This window comes from Portibacter lacus (assembly GCF_021533215.1).
Classification (GTDB): domain Bacteria; phylum Bacteroidota; class Bacteroidia; order Chitinophagales; family Saprospiraceae; genus Portibacter; species Portibacter lacus.
Genome location: NZ_JAJNKA010000002.1, coordinates 229,108 through 252,841, shown reverse-complemented (window position 1 = coordinate 252,841; position 23,734 = coordinate 229,108). Strand labels below are relative to the sequence as shown.

Sequence of the window (23,734 nt, the reverse complement as noted above, 5' to 3'; positions counted from 1 at the left end):
TAGTAGTTTACTTATACTTCTGATAGGCTGCTTCTATTTTATTGGCCAATTTTCGATCTTTCTCAGTGACAGTGTTTCCTTCGTCGTGAGTTGTTAATGTGATCTTTACTTTATTGTAGACATTTTCCCATTCTGGGTGATGATTCATGGATTCTACATGAAGGGCTACTTCTGTCATAAATCCGAAGGCTTCTTTGAAATCCTTAAATTTTAAGTCTGTTGTTAAGGTATTATTTACTTCTTTCCACATGATTTTTCTTTTACTAAGGTCTAAAGTTGACTAATTGTTCATTAGTCTTTCTCCATTGATGCTCTTACGATTTCTGGTTAAATGTACTTAATTTAGCTTTATGAAGGAACGACTAATACCTATATATTGCGCTCGTGGTACATTTAATAAAACCTTCGTGGATATTTGATCTTCGTAAATTGAGAGTAATCAATATGACCTTGGAATTCATTAGAATATATAAAGTTGTTATAACCGTATCTCAATCTTAATTTAGTCTTGAAATCACCATGTGTAATAATTGCAGATGATAACGCAATTCCTCCATTGGGTATGAATAGATGAGGTAATCCATTTCCGCAACTATATCTGATTGGTGACTGGATCGGTTGCCAGTCTCCACAGAGATCAATTGCTTCCGTTACCAAATGCAAATGAAAAGCTCCCATTAATAGTAAAGTGTCGTTGCTTAAGTTTTCAATAAAAACGGGGTGTGACATCAGGCTTGTTTTTTGATATCTTATGTAGGATTTGCTGAGTTTTTTGTTTTTTAAGGTCTCTAATGGTGGAGGCGAAGAGAAGAAGGTCTTGGTCCGACCAATCATTCGAGTGGTATCTACGTAAATGTTTAGATCTGTTGGATTCGCATTTCTGAAGCTCTTCTTTAATGGACGATCATAGTCCCGAAAATTGATGGAATTGTAATTATTGATTTGCTTGACTTTCGGACCAATGTATCCTATTGGGAAACTTGCCATATGAAAATCGCTGGACAGATCTTTTTCTAAATATTTTGTAAACGTATCAATGATTTCGATTTCACTATATGGATTAACTACTGGTTTGAATTTATGCGGCTGAGTTGTTCTAAAAAGGCAGAATGCCACTGCACAAAATGTAAGGAGGTGATATCTAAGATCAAAAATTACCTTTTTCATAAGATTGCTTTAATGAATAGATGCATTAAACTATATGAATGGCGTCTTTTTTATATATTCACTTGTTTAATAAACTTTCGCAAATAAACCTTTAATGAAAAATTTTTTGTTGCTTGTTGGACTCCTATTCTTTCTAGTGTCATGTGATACTGCGAAAAAAGAAACTAGAGTCTTAGTATTTTCTAAAACCGAAGGCTATCGCCATAAATCTATAGAGCCAGGAGTGGAGGCAATAAGGAAGTTAGGGAAGGAAAATGGATTCATAGTGGATCATTCCGAGGATTCAGATATCATAAACGAAGATTCACTTTCTCAGTACAATGCAGTTATTTTCTTAAGTACGACTGGGGATATTTTTAACGATGAGCAGCAATATGAATTTATGAGATACTATCAAGCTGGAGGTGGATTCGTAGGAATTCATGCTGCAACAGATACGGAGTATAAATGGCCATGGTATGGGGAATTAGTGGGAGGATATTTTAATGGACACCCACCAGGGATCAAAAATGCAGATATTCAGAAGAAAAATGATACACACCTATCGTGCGCACATCTACCTGATGTCTGGAATCGAGATGATGAATATTATAATTTTAAGAACTTGAATCCTGAGATGACGGTTTTACTTAACCTTGATGAAACAACATATGAAGGAGGGACAAATGGAGAAAATCATCCAATTGCTTGGACTAGAGATAATATGTTCTACACTGGATTAGGTCATACGGAAGCCAGTTTCTCAGAAGAAAATTTCCTAAAGCACATCTTAGGTGGAATTCTGTCGGTAAGTAAAAATCGACCTAACTATAATGGTGTGGCGGTTGCTCCAGCGACAAACCGGTTTCAAAAAGAGGTCTTAGAAATGAATCTAGACGAACCGATGGAATTAGTGATGATGCCGAATAATGACATCATGTACATTCAGAGAAAAGGAGAGGTTCGTTACTACGATAGCAAAAAAAAAACGACAGAAACAATTAATCAGATCGATGTCCACACCGAATTCGAAGACGGTTTATTAGGAATAACATTAGATCCAAATTTTGAAGAAAACAAGTGGGTCTATCTATTTTATAGTCCTAAAATCGAGGAGTGGACACAGTATGTTTCTAGATTTGAATTTAAAGATGGAAAGATTGATCTCTCGTCGGAGAAGATTATTATAAAGATCCCCGTTCAAAGAGAGAAGTGCTGTCATTCTGCGGGTGGTTTAGAGTTCGATAGTCATGGGAACTTGTTCATTTCAGCGGGTGACGATACGAATCCTTTCGAATCTAATGGCTTTTCGCCTAGCGATGATCGAGAAGGTAGAGCTCCTTTTGATGCGAGAAGATCATCTTCAAGTACCAATGATTTCAGGGGAGGGATTTTAAGAATAACGCCGCAAGATGATGGGACATATACTATCCCAGAGGGAAATTTGTTTCCTGCTACAGACAGTACGAAGGCGGAAATATATGTAATGGGTTGCCGAAATCCATTCCGTTTTTTCATTGACCCTAAAACTGATTTTTTATACTGGGGAGATGTAGGTCCAGATGCAGGTAAAGACAATGAAAATAGAGGACCTCGAGGATATGATGAAGTGAATCAAGCACGGGAAGCTGGATACTTTGGCTGGCCATTATTCATCGCTGATAATATCCCTTATCGAGCGTACGATTTTGGTCGTAAAACCACAGGAGAAGAATTTAACCCTGAAAGACCTATTAATAATTCAAAGTTTAACACTGGGAAAAAAGTCCTTCCGAAAGCGAATAAAGCATTTATCTATTATCCTTACGGAGAATCTGAGGAATTCCCACTTGTCGGTGCTGGAGGAAGAAATGCCATGGCTGGTTTCGTTTATCATTATGATGATTATCCAGAGTCGGAACACAAACTTCCTAAGTACTATGATGGTAAGTTATTCACTTATGATTGGATAAGAGGATGGTTTATGGCAACGACGATGAATGAAGATGGAGACTTTGTTTCGATGGAGCGATTCCTCCCGAATCATAAATTTTCTAATCCGACAGATATCGTGATTAATAATGATGGTAATATATACCTATTAGAATATGGGACTGCATGGTTTTCTATGAACGCTGATGCTCGATTAGTGCATCTTAAGTTTAATGGTGGAAATAGACCTCCAGTTCCAGAAGTTGAAATTGACCAAACGATAGGCGCTGCGCCGATGACAGCTAGTTTTGACGCTGGTAAGAGTTTGGATTATGATAAGGACAAAATTTCATACACATGGAAAGTAGGTGATGAAGTGATCGGTAAAAATGCCAAATTAGAACATACGTTTACTGAGCCAGGAAACTACATTGTGAAACTGGAAGTTAAGGATAAGGCAGGCAGTATTAGTTCTAAAGAAATTCCATTAATGGTTGGCAATGATCAACCGAAAGTAAACATTGACATAAAAGGAAATAAGAGTTTCTACTTCGAAAACGAGCCGATTAACTATAAAGTGAGTGTAGCGGATAAAGAAGATGGAAAGATCGGCGAGGGAATAGATCCTTCAGCGGTTGCGATAAATATTGATTACTTAGAAAATGGCTATGATCGAAATGAAATTGCAATGGGACACATGAGTGCTATTGCTTCACACCCTGGAATGAAAGCGATGAAAAATTCAGATTGCTACTCTTGTCATAAAGATAATGCTAAATCTATAGGACCTTCTTACATGGACGTTGCTAATAAGTATAGAGATGATAAAAAAGCGCCTGGTTATCTTTCGCAGAGAATTATCGAAGGTGGTGGTGGCGTCTGGGGAGAACAAGCCATGGCAGCTCACCCACAATTATCTTCAGCAGAAGTTTTGTCAATGGTAGAGTACATCTTAGACTTGAAAGAAAAAACAGATACCGATGCGATGCCTATAGCAGGTAGTTATGAACTTGAAATTCCAGAAGGTAAAAAGAAGGGTGGAGTTTTTATAATGAATGCTTCCTATGTAGATAATGGCGCTCCGAAAACAGATCCTATTTCTACAACAGAGACCTTGGTTTTTAGAAACTCTAATCTTTCGGCGATGGATTACGATGCGAAGGAGGATGTGAAAAGAGAGCAATTAAAAGCAAAAGATTACTCAGATTTAAAGAAGGATGTTTCCGTATTAGTGGCGGATGATCAGTCCCATGTTTTATATAAAAAATTGGATTTTACGGAAATACAATCTATTGAGTTATTGACCTTTTTAGATCATGGTAAAATGGCTGGTGGATCTTTGGACCTGAAGCTAGATGGTGTGAATGGAAAGTCTATCGGTTCACTTGAAATTAAAAAAGGAGAAAAGACGGCTTTTAATGCGGATGTATTAAAAATCAGTGGTGCAAAAGGAGTACATGATTTGTATGTTCATTTTAAAAGTAATAACCCTAATCAACCAGCATTTGCACTGCAGGAATTAAGATTTAAGAAATAATCAGCTTAATGAGATGTAACAAAATAAAAGATTCTAAGACGTACCAGATGGTCAAGTGGATGTTCATTTGGTGCGTTGGATTTTTTGTTTTACTAGGCGCTTGTTCTGAAAAAAATGATCTTGGGGAAATTGATTTTCTGAATATCGAGGGAGACTCACTTTTGAATGAAGTATTCGAACATGCAGAAAAATATGAGGTTCAAATTCGCTATGTTCAAATTAATCGAGATGAAGATGGCGTTGCTGAACTAGTTCCTTATGAATTTCGTGTAGACTCAAGTGCATATTTCTATCCAGCGTCCTCAGCAAAAATGCCCGTTGCATTTCTCGCATTAGAGAAATTGAATCAGTTATACAAGCAAAATATAGATGTTGATTTTAATACAGCACTCGAAATAGATGCGGAGCGGGTTCCACCTCAGACAGCGGTTTTATATGATTCATCATCGATAGATTTCCGTGCAAGTATCGGTCATTATATACACAAACTGTTTTTAGTAAGTGATAATGATGCTTATAACCGGTTGTATGAATTTGTGGGTCCTGAAGCAATTAATAAGGAAATGAGGTCTAAAGGTATTTTCCGAAATTCTAGGATTGTCCATAGATTAAGTGCTCCTGCCTTTAATGAAGAAGAAAATAGACATACGAATTCATTTAGGTTTTTCGATGGAGAACGTACCGTTTATAGTCAGCCGGCTCAATATATGGAGGCGTGGAGTTTTGAGAAATTAAAAAATACCTCGAAGGGGAGAGGTTATATCAATGGAAACAATGATCTAGTTAGTGAGCCATTTGATTTCAGTAATAAAAATTTTATTGCTTTAAGAGATTTGCAAGAAAGCCTAATTTCTGTGATTATGCAAGATGGGAAACTTGATTTGCGGGCGGAGGATTATCAGTTATTGTATAAGAGTATGTCTATGTATCCGGGAGAGTCATTGGCGCCAATATATGAAGGGGAGCAAATTTTCGACTCAAGTGTTAAGTATTTTATGTTTGGAGATACAAAAGAAAGTATTCCAGAACACATTCGGATCTTTAATAAAATAGGTGGAGCCTATGGGTATCTGACAGACTGTGCATATATCGTAGATTTTAAAAATAACATTGAGTTTTTCTTGGCAGCAACGATTCATGTCAATTCTAATCAGGTCTTTAATGATGATCAGTATGAGTACAATGAAGTAGGAATTCCATTTTTAGCGGCCTTGGGAAGGAAGTTTTACGAGTATGAGTTGGGAAGAACGAGGAATAAAATACCTGATTTATCGAGGTTTAAGATGGTTTATAAGTAGTTTTTTTAATTTAGAGGTCATATAATCTACCCAAATTGAATCCTAATGAGTGGACGCCCGCTTGATAAAGATAATTTATTAGAACTTATTCGGTCGGGCAAGGCTGGCAGAGATGAAGCATTAGTATACCTATATCATGATCAGAAATTGAGGAATAGCTTCAAGAAAATGATTAGAAATCAAGGTTGGCAAGCATCTAATTTTGATTCTATCTTTAATAACTCTCTCATCCTTTTTGCGTCTACTGTGATTAGGAGACCTGATTTCGAATTGACTTCTGATCTTCGTAATTACATCATAGTGATAGGAAAGAATACTTTCATTAAGGAGAGAAAAGGAAAGTTGAGTACGGTAGAATTAGAAGAGCACCAAGAGATGTGGATAGATTATGAAGTTCCAGAAAAGCTCATGATTGATTTCGAACAAAAGCAGCTAGTCGAAGAGTTATTAGATAAGTTAGGGAAGAATTGTAGGGAAGTTTTAAGCTTATGGGCTAATTCCTACAATATGAAAGAAATAGCAGATGCTATGAATTATAAAAGTGATATGATGGCAAGGAAAAAGAAATATCAGTGTCTAAAGGAGCTGGTAGATTATGTTTCTGAGAGGCCGCATTTAAAATCGCTATTAAAAAGAAAATGACAACTGACGAAAAAATACAAGCATATTTAGATGGCGAGCTAAGCGGTAATAGTTTGGTGGCATTCGAAAGTGAACTTGCTACCAATAAAATGCTGAAAGAACGTTACGATAACTACTTACTAGCTCGAGAGCTATCTAAGGGTTTATTGGAAATAGATATGCGTGAAACATTAGAAAATGAAAGTCGAAGAAGCTTTTCATTATCGAAATGGATCTGGCTAATTGTCGCACTTGGCGTGGGTGCTTTAGCGATCTATTTTTTTAGTGCAAGTAGCCAAGGAAATAATGAGCTTTTCGCTGAAGTATACACAGAGCCTATTTGGCCCATTACGCGAGGAAGCATGGATTCTCTATCTTCAGCAATAGCAGAATGGAAAAATTCTGATGATCTTGATAAAGCGACATCACAAATAAAAAGCATAAATACCTTAGACTTAACGACCCGGAATTATTGGTTAACGGAGGTGTTCCTGAATGCAGGCGAAAGAGATAGTGCGCTTTTCTACCTGCCAAGTCTATCAGAAGACCATATAAAATATAAACGAGTTCAGAAGATTAAGACTTGGATTGCATTGCCCGAATAAATTGTGACCATTCAATATTAAGAAGCTTTCTTACTTATTTTAGTGAACTGCTTGAAAGCTGTAAGTCCTATAAAAAATATTAGAACAGAACCGCCCAGTAAATATTTCCACTTATTATTACTAGTTATCGCGTCTGAATTTCCTGTAAGAACCAACCCCGCCCAATAATAGGGATGCATTCCATCGTCGGGATGATGCTCTAGAAAATCAATTTTTGATTTTTGTAATGCTTCTGCTTTAGAATATCCTTTGCTTAGATATTTGTAGAATGATATCGTGATCTCCGATGTTGTTTGATCTGAAATCTGCCAAAGACTAGAAACGACAGACTTAGCTCCTGAGGCAATAAAATTTCTTGCTAAACTCTGAACACCTTCCCCATTAAAGTTAAGTCCTGAATTTGTTTCACACGCAGAAAGACAAACGAGCTCTGTTCCTAGAATCATAGATCTTATCTCATTAAAATACAGCTTAGAATCTGTGAAATTGATATACGATTTCGAAGGATCATCATTGATAGATTTCGCATGAGTTGCAAGATGTAGAATATCGAATTGCTCACTTTCCGTTAAAAATAAATCCTTGGATGCAGCACCATTTTCGAAAAGCTCTCCATTCATTAATTTCAATATGGCAGCACATTCTTTTTCAGCATATTCTAGCGGCATGACATCATCATTAAAACTTGGTCTGAAAATCGCCGTTTTTAATTTTTCAGATGGCAATCCTGTATTGAATAAATGTTGGATTTTAGCCGATGGAGAATAAGAAATGCACTTTTTGTTTAATAAGAAATTTCCATCTGGCATGATGATACTTTCGATAGGAATTAAATCAAGGTAGCCGTCTCCAGAAAAGATGATTTCTTTCTTAGTATCACTTAAGACCTTATTTAGCAAAACACCTATTTTCTCTGAGCTTTCTTGAAACAGATTGTTTTGGAAGGTTGAAATTTCAGTAATATACTTTTTCAATAGACTATCCAATTCTGTATTTTCAACTTTGACTAGTTTAGTCTTATTAGATTCTATGCTCAGAAAGTAGTAATGATCTGCTCCTGAAAAACTTAAAATATGTGTTTTATTTCGGTCAATGTTGCTTTGATAATCAGAAATAGATAATGGTTTTGGGAAAGGACTTTCTTCTAATAGTTTCCCTTTAATCTCTGCAATCATCTTATGAGTATCATAAAGATTGTTGCTGGTCTCTATCGTAGAATCTCCTCTAGCTTGATTCAGTAAATATTGGCTAGCTAATGCATTAAGAGTCTTGAATTTTAAGATTAAACTATCTTGATTGGAGTTCTTTGAATTTTGAGTAAGCAGAGAAGATTTGTATAGACTTAATGACTTAGTACATTCGATGATATCGAATGCGAGATGTATCTTTTCAGGAAACTCCTTTTCGATGATGTTAAGTCCAATTTCAAAAATAGGGTAGAACTCATTAATGTGATTAATATGATCTTCGAAAATTACGGCCCCAGAGAGTCGTTGGTTAATCTCTTTAGCAAATAGAGAAATAAGATTTAATGCTTCATTGCTTCTGCCTAATTGGTGCAACAACCGAATCTTCTCTGATTTAGCATGGATCATGTTCCTTGACCATTTCGTACTTGTTGCTAGAAGGTGGTCACCATAAAAAATAGCTGTATCTAATGATAGAAGTGCGTCTTCGGGGCTCTTGAATGTTTCGCAGAATATTGCATAATTGGTGTAGTAATTTAGTTTCTCCGTCGTATTGTTTTCGGAGGCGAAGATGCTGTCTTTACTAAGTTTGTAATAATAAGAAGCGGAGTCTTGATTGTTAGAGTTAGTGAAATATTTAGCTTTAAGCAGATTAATAGCCTTGTTTCTAGGATGATTAGGTTGTTGAATCTTAGAAATGATATTTAGTAACTCATATGATTCTTTGTTCTTTTTTAATTTGAGCGTTTCTTCTAATTCAAGATTGAAATAGCCGATGAAAATATAAGCTAAACTTTTGATTCTTTCAGGTGATAAATGGGAGACCGCTTCTTTCATTGGTTCTGTACCAAGCCTAAAATATCTTAATGCTTCCTCTCCCTTTCCCATCATAGAGTAGTTAACACCTATTCTACTTAACATTGAGTATGTAACCGGTCTTTGACTTGTCCCTTCTACTCTTTTCTTTTCTAGGTCAATTGAATATTCAAGATGATTAATTGATTTTTGAAAATTTGATCTTGATGTTGAAATCTCTGCAAGTTGCTGTAATGCTAGACTGAGTAGCTCAGCTCTTTGAGGATCATTTTTATAGGAATTTTTCAAATTGGAAACAACTTCATTGTATTTTTTCTCTGCAAGATCGAGGTTGTTGATGTGCTTATTGTATAAGCCAGTATTGAATATATATTGTGAAAAATTAGTGCTTGTGGTCGGATTGTCTCTATTAAAACTTAATACATTTTCCATTTGATTAAGGATCAATTTCTGGGAAATTATATCTTCTTCTTGAACAGCAACACTGAAGAATGTATCAAGTTTTAAAGCGACGTTGTCAGTACAATTACATTCTAAAATGCGTTCAGGATTTACGATTTCAAAATTTTTAGCAAAGGCAATGTTATTACAATAACCTCCACAATCTTGACCAGAAAGTAAAACGGTAAGTAGAATAAAAAAATATGTACAAGACAATCTAACCATGTGAAGGTTAAAATACTATTAATCCTTGAAAGCTAAATAGTATTTAATCAGAATTTCTTCTTTAGTTTTTGTGTTGGTTAGCTTGATTATTAAAGCAAATTGAGCTCCATCATCACCGATATCTGAAGGTTTTTCGAATTGGGTGAAGAATCGATTTTTAATAGATGGCTTAATTAATCTGTTATTATTAAGTTCTCCTATTATATCTGTATCGTAATTATGCAAGACATTAATGTACTTGTTTAAAAACCAAGTCCACCATGGTGCTTCCATTCTTTCTATATCGAATGCTTCATGCCCACCACCTTCTGGTGGAGGGCATTTTTTAGCACCTAATTCTGGGAAAGTATAACTTTCTTCTTTTTGGATTCTAGATCTTTGTTTTTCTATCCATTCTGGACTAGGCTTGAAATCTGGATTCCTATCTGTTTCACCCATCGCGATTAATGCAATAGCTGTATTAAAATTAATCGGATCGTCGAGGATGATTTTTTTTGTTTCACTGTTTAAGTCTGATAAAACAAAATCCATTATACTTTCGAATCGTCTTTTTAGCTTAGTACCAGGTTTGTAGATATAGTATTCACTATTTTCATCAGTTAATCCTTTCATAATCTTCTCAATCTCTTCGGGAGTCAAGTCATTATTCATAAGATGGTTGGGTGTTTTTGATTTTTGAAATAAATAAGCCGCAATTAGAAATCCAATTACTAAACCTATAAAGAGTGCTAAATAAGTCATATTAGTTTATTTAAAAGGTTATGATCAATGGCTGATCTGGTTTAATGAAGTTAAAGGTTTATATTCAAAGGAGCGAGTAAAGTGAGAAATGTGACCTGTAAAAGGTAAAAAAGTAGTTTGAAGTTTTATTACTGTAATCCAGAATCCTTCTGAAAGCAAATTCATTATCATTTTTTATACCTTGCAACTTATATTTTAAAACTATACTAGAATATGTCGACACCATCTTCACAAGACCCAAAGTCAATCTATCAGTCTAATTTCAAAAAGGCACTTGCAACATTGAATAATGCTCAGCGGGCAGCTGTTCAGCAAACTGATGGAGCGGTATTGGTTATCGCTGGTCCAGGAACTGGGAAAACCCAACTTCTAGCAGCGAGAATAGGCTATATTCTTCAAGAGACGGATACGAATCCGGCTAATATTTTGGCACTAACCTTTACAGATGCCGGTGCAGTGGCTATGAGGAAAAGACTTCTTCAATTTATCGGACCTGAAGCCTATAATGTATCGATCTATACCTTCCATGCTTTCTGCTCTAAGATCATTCAGGAGAATATTGAATTTTTCGGAGGATTCTATGATTTGCAGGCGGTTTCAGAGTTAGAGCAAGTAGAAATTTTAAAGAAGATTATTGATGATTTTTCACCTGATCACGTGCTAAAGCGGTTCAAAGGAAATATCTATTATGAGCGAAAACCATTACTGGATTTGTTTTCTACGATAAAGCAAGAAGGATGGGACGTGCAAGAATTAATCCATTTTTGTGAGGGAGAAATCGAGAAAATCAATGATCCAGATAATATTGATTTTCAATACAAAAGAGCAAGTGGGAAAAATGCAAAAGGAGATCAAAATTGGAATAAAATTAGACTAGCTGAAGGTAAATTAAAAAAGCTGATTGCAGGGTTAAATGAGTTTAAGAAGTATGAGCGTTTGCTAGCAGCTAAAGAAAGGTTTGATTACAATGATATGATCTTGTGGGTGATTCAGAAATTTGAAGAAAAACCTGAATTGCTTTTAGAATATCAAGAAAGATTTCAATACATATTAGTCGATGAATACCAAGACACCAATGGATCTCAGAATAAATTAATAAATCTACTAGCATCTTTCTGGGAGGATCCTAATTTATTCGTGGTAGGTGATGATGACCAGTCTATCTACCGTTTCCAAGGTGCGAATATGGATAACATTAAAGAATTCGCAAGCAAGTATAACCCGAATGTCGTCGTTCTTGAAAACAACTATCGATCATCCCAACTCATATTAGACAGTGCTACGAAGCTAATCGAATACAACTCGAAAAGATTGGTCAATGAATTCGATGGGCAAATCAAGAAAGCGTTAATAGAAAGTCGAAACGATAAAAACATCCAGATTAAGCCTCATATTCAGGTTTTTCCGAATCATACACAAGAAGAAATCTTTGTCGCAAATGAAATCATTAAACTTCATCAAAATGGCGAAGATTTATCTGATGTAGCAATCATTTATACAAAGCACATCTTTGCAGAAAACATTGTCAAGTATCTAGAGTTGCATGAAATCCCATTAAATATAAAGCGAAGATTGAATGTTCTGGATACGCCGGAAGTTCAGCGGATTTTAAATATTTTAAGTTATATAGAGCAAGAAGGTACTTTCTTGGACACGGCGAATAACTTGCTTTTCGAGATTTTGCATTATGAGTACTTTGGGCTTCGAGCGAGGGATGTTGGGAAGGTTGCTGTTTATTGTTCTAGAAGAACAGATGATGAAGAAGATGATAGAAGCTGGGATGGCGTTCTTACCTCATTAGAAACACTTAAGAAAATAGGAGTTTCTGACCCTGAAAAGATGCATACTGTTTATGAAATGATGCAAGCTTGGATAGGTTACTCGAAAAACATGACGCTTCAGGTTTTATTCGAAAGAATATTGACGGAAGGGAATATTATTAATTCTGTGATGAATTCTCAGGATCGAGTATGGCGGCTACAATTAGTAAATACATTTTTTGATTTCCTCAAAGCGGAAAGTGTCAAGAAACCAGATCTCAATCTTACCGACTTGCTAGAATACATTGACCTCATGAAGGATAGTGATATTAGATTGCCTTTTGAGAAGATCATTTCAAATGAGAAAGGTGTGAATTTTCTAACGGCCCACGGATCGAAAGGATTGGAATTCGATCGGGTTTATATGATTAGGAATGAAAGTAAAAACTGGGAGTCAAAAAGAGGTAACAACAGCAGGTTTACATTGCCAGAAGATTGGGTTCCTGATTCGAACGTGAACGATGTACAAGATGATCGAAGATTGTTTTTTGTCGCGATGACTAGAGCTAAGAATTATTTATCCATAAGTTATGCTGAAGCATCAGACGAAGGGAAAGTCTTAGAGCCATCTAGATTTATAACAGAAATAGAACACGTTGATGACTTTGTGAAATGTGATATAGGGAATGAAGAGATTCTTAAGTATAAGGCAGATTTAATGAAATATAGAGAATCTCCTATTGAATTAATAGATGCTAATTTGGTCGATCGGATTTTAGAGAATTTTAGTCTAAGTGTTACCAATCTGAATAAATATCTGAAATGTCCACTGACTTTTTACTTCGAAAGTGTTCTAAGAGTTCCACTGGCTAGGAATGCTAATATGGGATTTGGGAAAGCAATGCACTTTGCTCTTGAGCAATTTTTTATTAAGATAGAGGAAGATCCTGAAAGACGAATACCACCTGTTCAAGATATGCAGGCTTTTTTCGGAAAAGGAATGGATAGAACTAGATCTCATTATACACTGAAAGAATATACAGACTTATTAGAATTAGGAAAGAGGACGCTTGAGGCATATTATACAGAATATGTGGGGGAATGGTCGAAGCCTCATCATTATAAAGTGGAGTACAAAGTGGATTTGACGGAATTCAATGGAGTTCCTATTAAAGGGGTTTTAGACAGAGTGGATATCTATCAGAATCACATAGAGGTAACTGATTATAAAACAGGAAAGTATGCAAATTCTAGACCCAAGTTAAAACCTTCATTAGGTGATGAAGATTTAGGTGGGGATTACTGGAGGCAGATCGTATTTTATCAAATATTACTCAATGCTGATCCTAAGATGGAAAAGCCGATGAGGAAAGGAACGATGGACTATCTGGAGCCTGATGATGACAAATTCAAAAGAGCGGAATTTGAAGTCAGTGATTTTGAAATTGTATTTGTAGGAGAACAACTCTCTTCAGTTTACCAAAAGATTAAGAATAAGGAATTTTCTAAGGGATGTAACGAAGATGATTGTAAATGGTGTAACTTTGTGAATAATAATTTTGCCTTAGAGACCACTCTTGAGGATTTTGAGGAAGAGGAACGATAATAAAAATCAATGGATTACAATTTAGAGTCAATTAAGCTTCACGCGAAGCACAAAGGAAAAATTCAAGTCACTCCTAAGATCGAAGTAAGAAGTAAGGAAGATTTGTCGATGGTCTATTCTCCAGGTGTCGCTGGGCCATGTTTAGAAATTGAGAAGAACCCGGAAGCGGTTTACGACCTAACGATAAAAGGGAACACCGTAGCTATTGTTTCTGATGGATCTGCAGTCTTAGGGCTTGGAAATATCGGACCATTAGCAGCAATTCCGGTGATGGAAGGAAAGGCCATGTTATTCAAGCGATTCGCGGGTATTGATGCTTTTCCTATTTGTGTAGATTCTCAAGATGCAGATAAAATTATCGAAACAGTTAAGATGATTGCTCCAGTTTTTGGTGGGGTTAACTTAGAAGATATCTCGGCTCCTAGAAGCTTTATTATTGAAAATGCATTACAAGATTTAGGAATTCCTGTTTTTCATGATGATCAACACGGAACGGCCATCGTGGTTTTAGCAGCATTGATTAATGCTTCTAAAGTGGTTAAGAAGCCGATAAGAGAAATGCGAATTATCGTTAATGGCGCTGGAGCAGCGGGAATTGCAATTGCTAAGTTGCTTAAGAGCGCAGATCACGTAGATGAAGAGGATGTAATAACTGCGAAAGAAGTGATCATGTGTGATAGTAAAGGCATCATTCACAAAAATCGTGAAGATCTTAACGACGCGAAGAAAGAAATGATACAATATACGAATCCGAATAATGAAGAAGGTTCATTAAAGGATGCGATGCATAATGCAGATGTTTTTATCGGTGTTTCTGTAGGTGAAATACTAAGTCAAGTAGACATCAGAAATATGGCGGAGAGTCCTATCGTGTTTGCACTTGCAAACCCTACTCCAGAAATCTGGCCTGGCGATGCTTATGAAGCAGGCGCAGTCGTCGTAGGAACAGGAAGAAGCGATATGCCGAATCAAATCAATAATGTATTAGGTTTTCCTGGAATATTCCGAGGAGCTTTGGATGCAAGAGCAGTTAGAATTACTCCGAAAATGAAATTGGCAGCCGCCTTCGCTATTGCTGATTGCATCGAATACCCATTTTCGAAAATGGTTATTCCACCTTCGTTAAATTTTGATGTTGCAAGCAAAGTAGCGGCTGCAGTTAAGAAAGCTGCGGAAGAAGATAGCACAGCTTATAATAAGAAGTAGAGCTGGAGGCTCCCTTATATTATTTGGAAATGGTATAATTTATACTGGCTGAAAAAGAGGTAAGTAGAACCGTTTGCTCATCGCCATAATTATAAACGAAGTCATTTCCTATTGTTGTACTAAGGGATATCATATGGTTTATTCTGTAGGTGAAATTAAGGGCAGTTGTGTAGGCTAACGAAAATTCAATATATGCTTCGTAAACATGGTAATTGTCTATTATGTCAGGTCCAAACCTTGGAGGATAAGATCTTTCTGGATATTTAAAACCCAAAACTCCTAGGCCTGTACCAGCTTTGAGTTTCATTCTTGATGCTGGATTCAAGAAATTGTACCAAAATTTATAATCTATTTTAATACTATGTAGATCGAGGTTCTTATTGGACTTCCCTATATTCATAGGGTTGTAAAGGTATTCGCCTTGAAAGGAAATGGCAGCTTTTCCCCAATCTTTATTGATTGAAATCCCGAATAGATTGCCAGGTTCGAAATAATCTCCATAACTGACGTTATATAAATCAAGGTGTCCTAATTCTATTGGATTTTGTACTCCTGCATGTATTGAGAGCGAAGTGAAATTTGTGAATTCTTGGGCACTTAGAAAATGGAGAACAAGAATGAATGGTAAAACAAAAGTGTATCTGGTTTTCATAATTTATAATTTTATTCAAATTTGGCTTCTTTCTATATTTTTGAATTATCGATAATTGGAATGAATACATTTAAAATTATACCATATGTTAAAAGTCCAACAGAAGGATGTGTATTTTTAAATAATAGCTATTCTCCTATATTGCTTTTCAAAGAATTCCCTAATTCCATTTTTAACAATTATATTGGGGCAGTTAAAAACTCTGACCATGATAAGAATCATCGCTTTTACTTTTTTTTTACTTCCAATTTTACTTTCCGCCCAGAACCAATCTTTTTCTGGTTACTTCAATTTTGAATGGAAAGATTCCACAGGACAGATTCTCTTAGAAGTTGATAAGCTAGAGCAAGAGTTTTTATACGTAAATGCTTTAGCCGCAGGAGTCGGATCTAATGATATCGGCTTAGATAGAGGCCAACTAGGAAATGAAAGGATTGTTAAGTTCCAAAGATCTGGTAATAAGATTCTTTTAGTCCAGCCTAATTACCAGTATCGAGCTGAAAGCGATAATGCTAAAGAAAGAGAATCCGTTAAAGAAGCGTTTGCGCAGTCTGTACTTTGGGGTTTTAAGATCGCTTCTGAAAAGAAAGGCAAGATCATGATCGATCTTACCCCGATGCTGTTAAGTGACGCACATAAAGTTGCTGCTAGATTGAAAGCTAGTAAGCAAGGGACATATAAATTGGACGCATCGCGTTCTGCAATTTATCTTCCTAGAACTAAAGCTTTCCCGAAAAATGTTGAATTTGAAGCTACGATTACATTTACAGGAGACGCTCAGGGAAGATACCTGCGTTCAGTTACACCTTCATCGGATGCGGTAACGGTCAGAATGCACCATTCATTTGTGGAACTTCCAGATAATAAATATACACCTCGAAAATTCCATCCTTTTTCAGGGTATTATGATTTGAGTTATTATGATTATGCAGCACCGATATATGAGTCGATGGAAAAGAAGTATATCTATCGTCATAGATTGGAGAAAAAGAATCCAGAAGCTGAGAAGAGTGAAGCAGTAGAGCCGATTGTATACTACTTAGATCCTGGGACTCCAGAACCAGTTAGGTCTGCCTTATTGGATGGTGCCAAATGGTGGAATCAGGCTTTCGAAGCTGCTGGTTACATTAATGCCTTCCAAGTAAAAATGCTGCCAGATGATGCTGATCCGCTAGATGTAAGATATAATGTTATTCAATGGGTACACCGATCGACAAGAGGTTGGTCTTATGGCGCATCGGTTTCTGATCCGAGGACAGGCGAAATTATAAAAGGACATGTTTCCCTTGGCTCATTAAGAGTGCGGCAGGATTTCCTAATCGCTCAAGGTTTGCTTTCTCCATACAATGAAAATGATGATAATCATTCTCCGATGATGGAATTGGCACTGGCTAGGTTAAGACAATTGTCTGCACATGAAATTGGTCACACCATTGGTCTTGCACATAATTTTGCAGCAAGTTTTAATGACCGAGCATCGGTTATGGATTATCCGCATCCTGTAGTGAAAATAGGAAACGATGGTAAAATGGATATGTCAGATTCATACGCAGTAGGAATAGGTGATTGGGACAAAAGAACCATCATTTATGGATACCAAGATTTTCCAGACGGAGTAGATGAAGAGGCTGAATTAAAAAAGACCATAGATCAGAGTATCAAAGAAGGCTATTTACATATTTCGGATAGTGATGCAAGACCTGCGGGTGGTGCTCATCCTTATGGGCACCTCTGGGACAATGGGGCTTCACCTGTTGATGAGTTGAATCGGTTATCAGCCTTAAGGGCAAGATCAATGAAGGATTTCGGGCTTGGATCGATCACTACAGGAACGCCATATTCGCAATTAGAAAACGTATTGGTACCTATCTACCTTGCACACAGGTATCAAGTAGAAGGTGTAGCGAAGATTATTGGCGGCGTGAATTATACTTATGCTTTAAAGGGAGATGCTCATAAAGTTATTAATGAAGTTGTAGATGCTAAATTCCAAAAAGAAGCAACGGATGCTTTACTTAAAACATTAGCACCATCGTTCTTAGAAATTCCTGAAGAAATATTAAAACTCATTCCGCCGGCAGCATATGGATATCGCCGTGACAGAGAAACTTTTAGTCGCTATTCGTCTATCACATTTGATCCGATTGCCGCAGCTGAAGGAAGTGCGAATCATACCTTGTCTTTTATGTTGAATGATGACCGCTTAACGAGAATTATCCAACAACATGCTAGAGATGAAAGTCAGATGAGCCTGAGTGATTATTTGAATAAAATTGTAAATCAAGTTTTCAATGATAAAGGATCAAACGGTATTCAGCATCAAATTGCTAATTCAACTCAGAGATTATTAGTGATGCATTTGTTAAAACTTTCGAGGGACACGAAAGGATTTGGTCAGGTTTCTGCCGAGGCTTTTAAAGTGATGGCCATGTTGATTCCGAACCAGCTAAAGACAAGAGATGCAAATGCGACGTTTATAGAAAAAATGATTATTGACGGCATGGATATTTCGAAGCCATTAACTTTGCCGTCCATGCCAGAAATGCCTCCTGGATCGCCGATAGGTTGCGAGTAGATAGGTTAAGAAGACTAGATATTAATATAATTTTTGAATAGATATTGAAGATGAGTTTTGTCGATTCGATGATCTCCTTTATATTTTTCAATGGTTATTTCTAGATCGTTTTTGTCAATGTTTTTCTTTATTTTTTCAATGATCTCAGGAGTGAGAAATTGGTCATCACTTCCATAAGAATACGTTGTTTTAATCTTATTAAGATTTGTTTTACTATTTTTTAGGTCAATGTCTTCTGGAATCCATCCTGAATAGGGTAGGAAATAGTCAGCTTCTATTCTGGAGTGATTCATCCATCTATATGCAGTCGTGCAACCTTGAGAAAAAGCAAGTAATATTTTTTTTGAATGATTAGGAATAAGGTCAATGTATTTCTGGTATAAATTCGAGAGGTAAATTGAGAAATCATCGATTTCTGCAAGCCTATCTCTCGAAGTCATCCAAGATGAAACAACTTCCCCGCCGAAACCATTTGCATAGAAACGATTCAATCCTTCTGGTGCAACAATGAAGTGTTCTTTAGGGTCAAATTTTGCAAACTTATATAATACTTGCTCGCATTGCATTTTAGAACCATGAAGCGCAAACCAAAAATATTTAGTTTCCTTGGATAGTGTTCCCAAAGTCGAGTATCTAGCAGTTTTTTGTGTGATGAAGTGATTTGTATTTATTTCCATTCTGTTCATGGTTGAGTTTCTAAAAATACTTAAATTAGTAAAAATAATATGGATGGAATTATCAGGTTATTCAGGAACTCCATTAGCCAAGAAATTAGGAGTTAAAGAAGGGTTTCAGTTCTTGTTGAGGAATGAACCGTCTCATTATTTTGATTTGTTTAGTGATTTTCCAAAGACTGCAGAGGAGGTGGAAATTCCTGAAGTAGGTTCACTAGATTTTATTCACGTATTTGTTAAGTCGGATCAAGAGTTAGTGGAGATAACGTCAGAAGCAAAGGAATACTTGAAAAAATCAGGAATGTTATGGGTGAGCTGGCCGAAAGGGAGCTCTAAGATCGTTTCATCGATTAATCGGGAATCTGTAAGAGCCTTTGTTTTATCTATTGGCTTAGTTGACATTAAGGTTTGCTCAGTAGATAAAGATTGGTCCGCTCTTAAGTTTGTGTACCGAACTAAAGATCGATAAATCAAACACTGACCACTTTCTCTACTGTATCATTTCCATTAAGTCTGAGGAATACATTTACAGAGGTGACAACATCTAATTCGCAGTAGTTTTTAATATCTTCTAATCGTTTTTCGACCCAGTATGCGTTTCCTACATGCGAACCATCCATTATGGTTTTTGGGCTTGGAACTTTCATGATTTTAGCCAATAAGTCAAGAGAAATGAAATTTTTGTAATCCCCGAATTTCCACATATCAAGTGTGTCTAATAAATGTTTGGTTTCCCATGGTTTCTTCCCGATAAGATTAATCATTTCAGGCAGTTCTAAACCGTGAATCAGAAATCTTCTACCAATAAATGGAATATCAAATTCTTTAATGTTGTGACCAGAAAGGAAGTATTTATTCGGATTGTCAAAGTGCTTATCAAGAATTTTGGCAAAATCTCTAAGGAGATCTTCTTCATCATCTCCGTAAAAGGACTTGATTCTCATTTCATATTCGTCTCCGTCCTTTCTCAAGTAAGCAACTGTGATACAAACGATTTTGGCAAATTCAGCAAAGATGGCTGCTCTGTCATGATAGCAATCTGAAATTTCAGATTCGATCATTTCTTCAGTTTGTTTTTTGAGAATGTTTTTGGCTTTTTTAGTCCATAGTTTTTGAAAGTCTTCGTCTAATGCTGAGAAAGTAGGAGCTTCAGAAACGGTTTCTATGTCAAGGAAAAGGATGTTATCGAGTTTGGATTTTGAGATGTACTTAGGCATATTATACTTGTTGTTTCTTGAAATGGTATTCTATGGTTAAGTTATTGTTTAAATTTTAGATTATCAAATTTTGTGATGTAGGTTAAGGGTATAAAGAAGATAGACGCATAATCTAGTGTGAACATATTGTTGAGTTACTAAGTAAACTTGAAAATTTACAAAGCCGGTGCGCTGCACCTCAATTCTTGTAATTTGGTACAGTTACAAACAAATTCGGTCCTCTGGACCTATTGCGATTCATTGCTTACTTATTGATCTCATATCATTTGGCTTCTTAAGCCTTGGGAGAAAGAAATGGACCTTGAGGTTCAGTCCAAGAAATTAAAGTCTCAGTAATCACGGCACTATATTATATGTTTTTATGTAGCTAATATTTAGACTCGGACTTGTCCAGCTTTAGCGGGAAGCCAAAGCGAGGAAATGTGTAAGAGGAAGGACTGCAAATTATCAAATCTGAACTGTCCCATTGGACCTTGGGCTTAAGCCCGAGGATTCCGGATTAACCCAAAACAAAAAAAGCTGCCCCGAAATGAGGCAGCTTTTTATTTCCTAATGATTTTAATTAATTATTATCAATCGCAATCATTGTTTTTCCACCCTTGAACTCACCTGCTTCTATCTGGTAATAATAAGCCCCAGATCTATTTAATTCTGCAGTAGTTACTTCAAAAGTATGTGATCCTTTATCAAAGTATTGCTCTCTTGTGATCACTTCTTTTCCAGAAATATCAAATACTACAAACCTCACATTTCCATCCTTCGGAATCGTGAAAGCAATAGTCGTCTTATCAACAAATGGATTAGGCGCATTTTGCTCTACTCTAAATACAAGACTCATTTGATCATCATCTCTAAAGTTCAACTTAGGTTCGAAGACGGTTAAGTTTTCTCCTACATAAACTTCTGGATCCAACTTGAAGTCTGACATTGAAATGGATTCATCTAATGAGCCGTCTTCAGTGGCTAGTAACCTAAGCGTAAATAATATACTATCATTTTCCACACTCGAGCCTCCAGCATTTGCATAACTGATCAATAAATGATTCTCATCCACAAAGCTCGTCCCGATATTTTCACCTGATATTTCGATTCCTCCAGATTCTATAGCAGAATACTTCAGTTTCGATAACGCTAGGTCAAATTGGAAACCTTCCACATCTCTATAGTCGCTAGCTAAGAAATCAATCTCAACAAATTGACCTTTAGTGAATTGCTGATTCGGTATAACAAAATCTAGTGTCTTGTATTCCCGAACGACCGCATTGTCATTAGCATTTAACTTAGCAGAATGATTGATGTCTCCGATTTTCACTGCGGTAAAGTTGCTCTGGCTTGTAGCATCCATTTTCAGAATTTCATCCTGTTCCATATAGTCACAAGGGATTAAATTATCATTGAACGTATTCGCATGAGCAACAAATCTCCAAGACTCGTTATTTGGTAAATTATCATCTACATAGTAACCAAGAATCATTTTTCTCAACTGGAGAATATCACTTGCCTTAACACCACAATCTCCATTTACATCCGCTGCAATCAAATCATACGGACTAGTGATGTCTTGGATACCTAGTATATGTCTCTGAATAAGTACTAAATCCAATGTCGATACTCCATTTCTATAATCGAAATCTCGCTTCGGTGTAATCTGGTAATCTACCTGATCATATAATGTTTCGAAAAGATAAACTCCATTTTCATCTGTATTTCCATAAATCGGGAATTCAGCAAAATCAGCACCTAATTCAACAACAACTTTCTCTAGAGCTTTACCTTCTTCTGTTGTTATCATCCCAGTTATAGCGAGTGCACCACCGATATTATCCTCACATACATTCGCATGATCTTCTAATCTTAAATTGGCAATACAATAATCAAATTTGCCAGAAGGATTACTAACATACATTCTAATAGGAATAGTTGCTGCAACGCCATTTGGAATATTTTCACAACTTAACCTGAAACCGTAAGTTCCACCAGGAATAAGCACCACATCTGGATGGTTAAGACTAAGCGCAAACGCTTCTTCGTCACTTAAATCCGTAGCATATGCATCTGGAAGTAAAGTAAGGGTAACATTATCCTGACAAGTATTCAATGAACCCGCATCAAAATCACTAGCCCATATTTCAAAAGTTCCGTCATCAGCAAGTACCACAGAACTAATTCCATCGTAGCAGTATGGCGTCGGCGCTTTATCGTTCTCACCAATATTAATCACTTGAGTACAAGATGACGTGTTACCGCAACCATCACTCACTACCCAGGTGATTTCATGCTTTCCAAGTGGGAAGTAAGCTAAGCCCACTTCCGTAGGAGTCACTTCATTAGATTCCGCATACCCTGTCTCTGGATAGTCAATAATACCATCACTATTCAGATCTAATTTCCATACAACGCCAAAGAAATTTGGATCAGTACAATTATCACTTCCTGTAATTCCTATCGCTCCTTCATATCCGATACAATTCTCAGCGACAAGATTTCTTTCTTCACAAGATAAAGTAGGACCCTCATTATCGAAGGCATCGATTTCTATATAGAACTCAAAGTATCCATTTTCAGAAACAAAAGGATTAATTTCTCCTGTACTTGCATCGAAGTAGTTCTCTTGGTAGATACACTGATCGATAACCTCATAATGAACGAGGTATTTTCTACACGCATCGCCAGCAAAGGCAAATGTGTCAATTGTAACACTAACACCCGCTTCAGTACAAAGAGCATCTAAGTCTATGTCTAATTCTGGTACAGTATAACTTTCACTACAGTCAATTTTTAAACTTGGAAGATCATCTGTATCAACTTCATCATTATTCACGTCGCACCAGTTATAAATACTGTTATCTAATCCAATAAATGAAATTCTATCACACGTCAGTTGATTCACAACCTCTGCTTCTACAGTAATCCTCTGATCACAATAATCACTTCCAGCGTCGTTCGTAGCTGCTAGCCTTCTCACAATCTCGCCTGCACCGCAGAATTCTGAACTCAATATAGTTTGGCTTACATTTAACTGGCATGTTGCGGAACTACTTGCCTCACCGAACATTTGATCAAGTTTAGTTAAATCCTCTAGATCGATGGCATAATAATCAATACAAGAGATCGTCATATCAGCTGGACATTCTATGCTAGGAGGAAGCTTATCTTGTACTTCCACGAATACCATCACACTATTACATAAATCATCCACACCGCCTAGAATTCCATCTTGGTTTGCATCATCACAAACTTCGAATTGGACCATAATACTATCCTGTCCGACATCATCACAACAGAAGAAAACGTAATCATTCAGTTGTTCATTATCATTTCCTTCTGGAAGATCTTCATCAAAAATAGGACAAGTTCCTCCTCCATCTACTCTTCTAACAGCGTAACTTATCGGTCCGCAGCCCATTATTACCTTATTCCATAAACTGAGTGGAAACTATTTTATTTACTCATTTCGCAGTCATGTTTCTATAACTCAATAATAGAAATTTTATGTTAAAATTTAATTTTCATAGT

General features: G+C 36.4%; 16 protein-coding genes. 8 read left to right on the top strand and 8 right to left on the bottom strand.

Going from position 1 to position 23,734, the window contains the following annotated elements:
* Positions 1-7 precede the first annotated feature (7 nt).
* A complete protein-coding gene (locus L2586_RS03505) occupies positions 8-250 on the bottom strand; it encodes a 4a-hydroxytetrahydrobiopterin dehydratase (RefSeq protein ID WP_235291387.1) in 243 nt (80 codons plus the stop codon).
* A 143-nt stretch (positions 251-393) separates the two neighbouring features.
* On the bottom strand, positions 394-1,167 hold the full coding sequence (locus tag L2586_RS03500) for a hypothetical protein (RefSeq protein WP_235291386.1): 774 nt from the start codon (positions 1,165-1,167) through the stop codon (positions 394-396).
* Between the two features lie 94 nt (positions 1,168-1,261).
* Here L2586_RS03500 and L2586_RS03495 point away from each other — a divergent pair, with 94 nt between their 5' ends.
* From L2586_RS03495 to L2586_RS03480, 4 genes are read left to right on the top strand one after another with little or no spacing between them, the layout of a single operon-like run.
* Complete coding sequence (locus L2586_RS03495) at positions 1,262-4,594, top strand: ThuA domain-containing protein (RefSeq protein WP_235291385.1); 3,333 nt, start codon at positions 1,262-1,264, stop codon at positions 4,592-4,594.
* 8 nt (positions 4,595-4,602) lie between these two features.
* Positions 4,603-5,892 (top strand): serine hydrolase, encoded by a 1,290-nt coding sequence (locus L2586_RS03490; RefSeq protein ID WP_235291384.1) that lies wholly within the window; start codon positions 4,603-4,605, stop codon positions 5,890-5,892.
* A 45-nt stretch (positions 5,893-5,937) separates the two neighbouring features.
* Complete coding sequence (locus L2586_RS03485; RefSeq protein ID WP_235291383.1) at positions 5,938-6,534, top strand: sigma-70 RNA polymerase sigma factor region 4 domain-containing protein; 597 nt, start codon at positions 5,938-5,940, stop codon at positions 6,532-6,534.
* A complete protein-coding gene (locus tag L2586_RS03480; protein ID WP_235291382.1) occupies positions 6,531-7,118 on the top strand; it encodes an anti-sigma factor family protein in 588 nt (195 codons plus the stop codon). Before L2586_RS03485 ends, L2586_RS03480 begins: the two co-directional genes overlap by 4 nt.
* A gap of 17 nt (positions 7,119-7,135) precedes the next feature.
* On the opposite strand, the gene L2586_RS03475 is transcribed toward L2586_RS03480, so the two are convergent.
* Together L2586_RS03475 and L2586_RS03470 are read right to left on the bottom strand one after the other, a co-directional pair.
* Positions 7,136-9,778 (bottom strand): CHAT domain-containing protein, encoded by a 2,643-nt coding sequence (locus L2586_RS03475; RefSeq protein ID WP_235291381.1) that lies wholly within the window; start codon positions 9,776-9,778, stop codon positions 7,136-7,138.
* Positions 9,779-9,805: 27 nt separating this feature from the next.
* A complete protein-coding gene (locus L2586_RS03470) occupies positions 9,806-10,528 on the bottom strand; it encodes a hypothetical protein (protein ID WP_235291380.1) in 723 nt (240 codons plus the stop codon).
* A 213-nt stretch (positions 10,529-10,741) separates the two neighbouring features.
* Between L2586_RS03470 and L2586_RS03465 the strand changes: the two genes are divergently transcribed.
* A complete protein-coding gene (locus L2586_RS03465; RefSeq protein ID WP_235291379.1) occupies positions 10,742-13,894 on the top strand; it encodes an ATP-dependent helicase in 3,153 nt (1,050 codons plus the stop codon).
* A 9-nt stretch (positions 13,895-13,903) separates the two neighbouring features.
* A complete protein-coding gene (locus tag L2586_RS03460; RefSeq protein WP_235291378.1) occupies positions 13,904-15,100 on the top strand; it encodes an NAD(P)-dependent malic enzyme in 1,197 nt (398 codons plus the stop codon).
* A 19-nt stretch (positions 15,101-15,119) separates the two neighbouring features.
* Here L2586_RS03460 and L2586_RS03455 read toward each other — a convergent pair whose 3' ends face one another.
* Positions 15,120-15,752, bottom strand: a complete 633-nt coding sequence (locus tag L2586_RS03455; RefSeq protein ID WP_235291377.1) for a hypothetical protein — start codon at positions 15,750-15,752, stop codon at positions 15,120-15,122.
* A gap of 208 nt (positions 15,753-15,960) precedes the next feature.
* Between L2586_RS03455 and L2586_RS03450 the strand changes: the two genes are divergently transcribed.
* The gene (locus L2586_RS03450; protein ID WP_235291376.1) at positions 15,961-18,327 is read left to right on the top strand and encodes a zinc-dependent metalloprotease; all 2,367 of its coding nucleotides are present in this window, start codon (positions 15,961-15,963) and stop codon (positions 18,325-18,327) included.
* Between the two features lie 14 nt (positions 18,328-18,341).
* Here L2586_RS03450 and L2586_RS03445 read toward each other — a convergent pair whose 3' ends face one another.
* Positions 18,342-19,004 (bottom strand): alpha/beta hydrolase, encoded by a 663-nt coding sequence (locus tag L2586_RS03445; protein ID WP_235291375.1) that lies wholly within the window; start codon positions 19,002-19,004, stop codon positions 18,342-18,344.
* Positions 19,005-19,056: 52 nt separating this feature from the next.
* Between L2586_RS03445 and L2586_RS03440 the strand changes: the two genes are divergently transcribed.
* Positions 19,057-19,470, top strand: coding sequence for a hypothetical protein (locus L2586_RS03440; RefSeq protein WP_235291374.1), 414 nt, complete (start codon positions 19,057-19,059; stop codon positions 19,468-19,470).
* A 1-nt stretch (position 19,471) separates the two neighbouring features.
* On the opposite strand, the gene L2586_RS03435 is transcribed toward L2586_RS03440, so the two are convergent.
* Both L2586_RS03435 and L2586_RS03430 read right to left on the bottom strand, forming a co-directional pair.
* Positions 19,472-20,218, bottom strand: a complete 747-nt coding sequence (locus L2586_RS03435; protein WP_235291373.1) for a ribonuclease H-like domain-containing protein — start codon at positions 20,216-20,218, stop codon at positions 19,472-19,474.
* A gap of 562 nt (positions 20,219-20,780) precedes the next feature.
* Complete coding sequence (locus L2586_RS03430) at positions 20,781-23,624, bottom strand: T9SS type A sorting domain-containing protein (RefSeq protein WP_235291372.1); 2,844 nt, start codon at positions 23,622-23,624, stop codon at positions 20,781-20,783.
* Between the last annotated feature and the right edge of the window lie 110 nt (positions 23,625-23,734).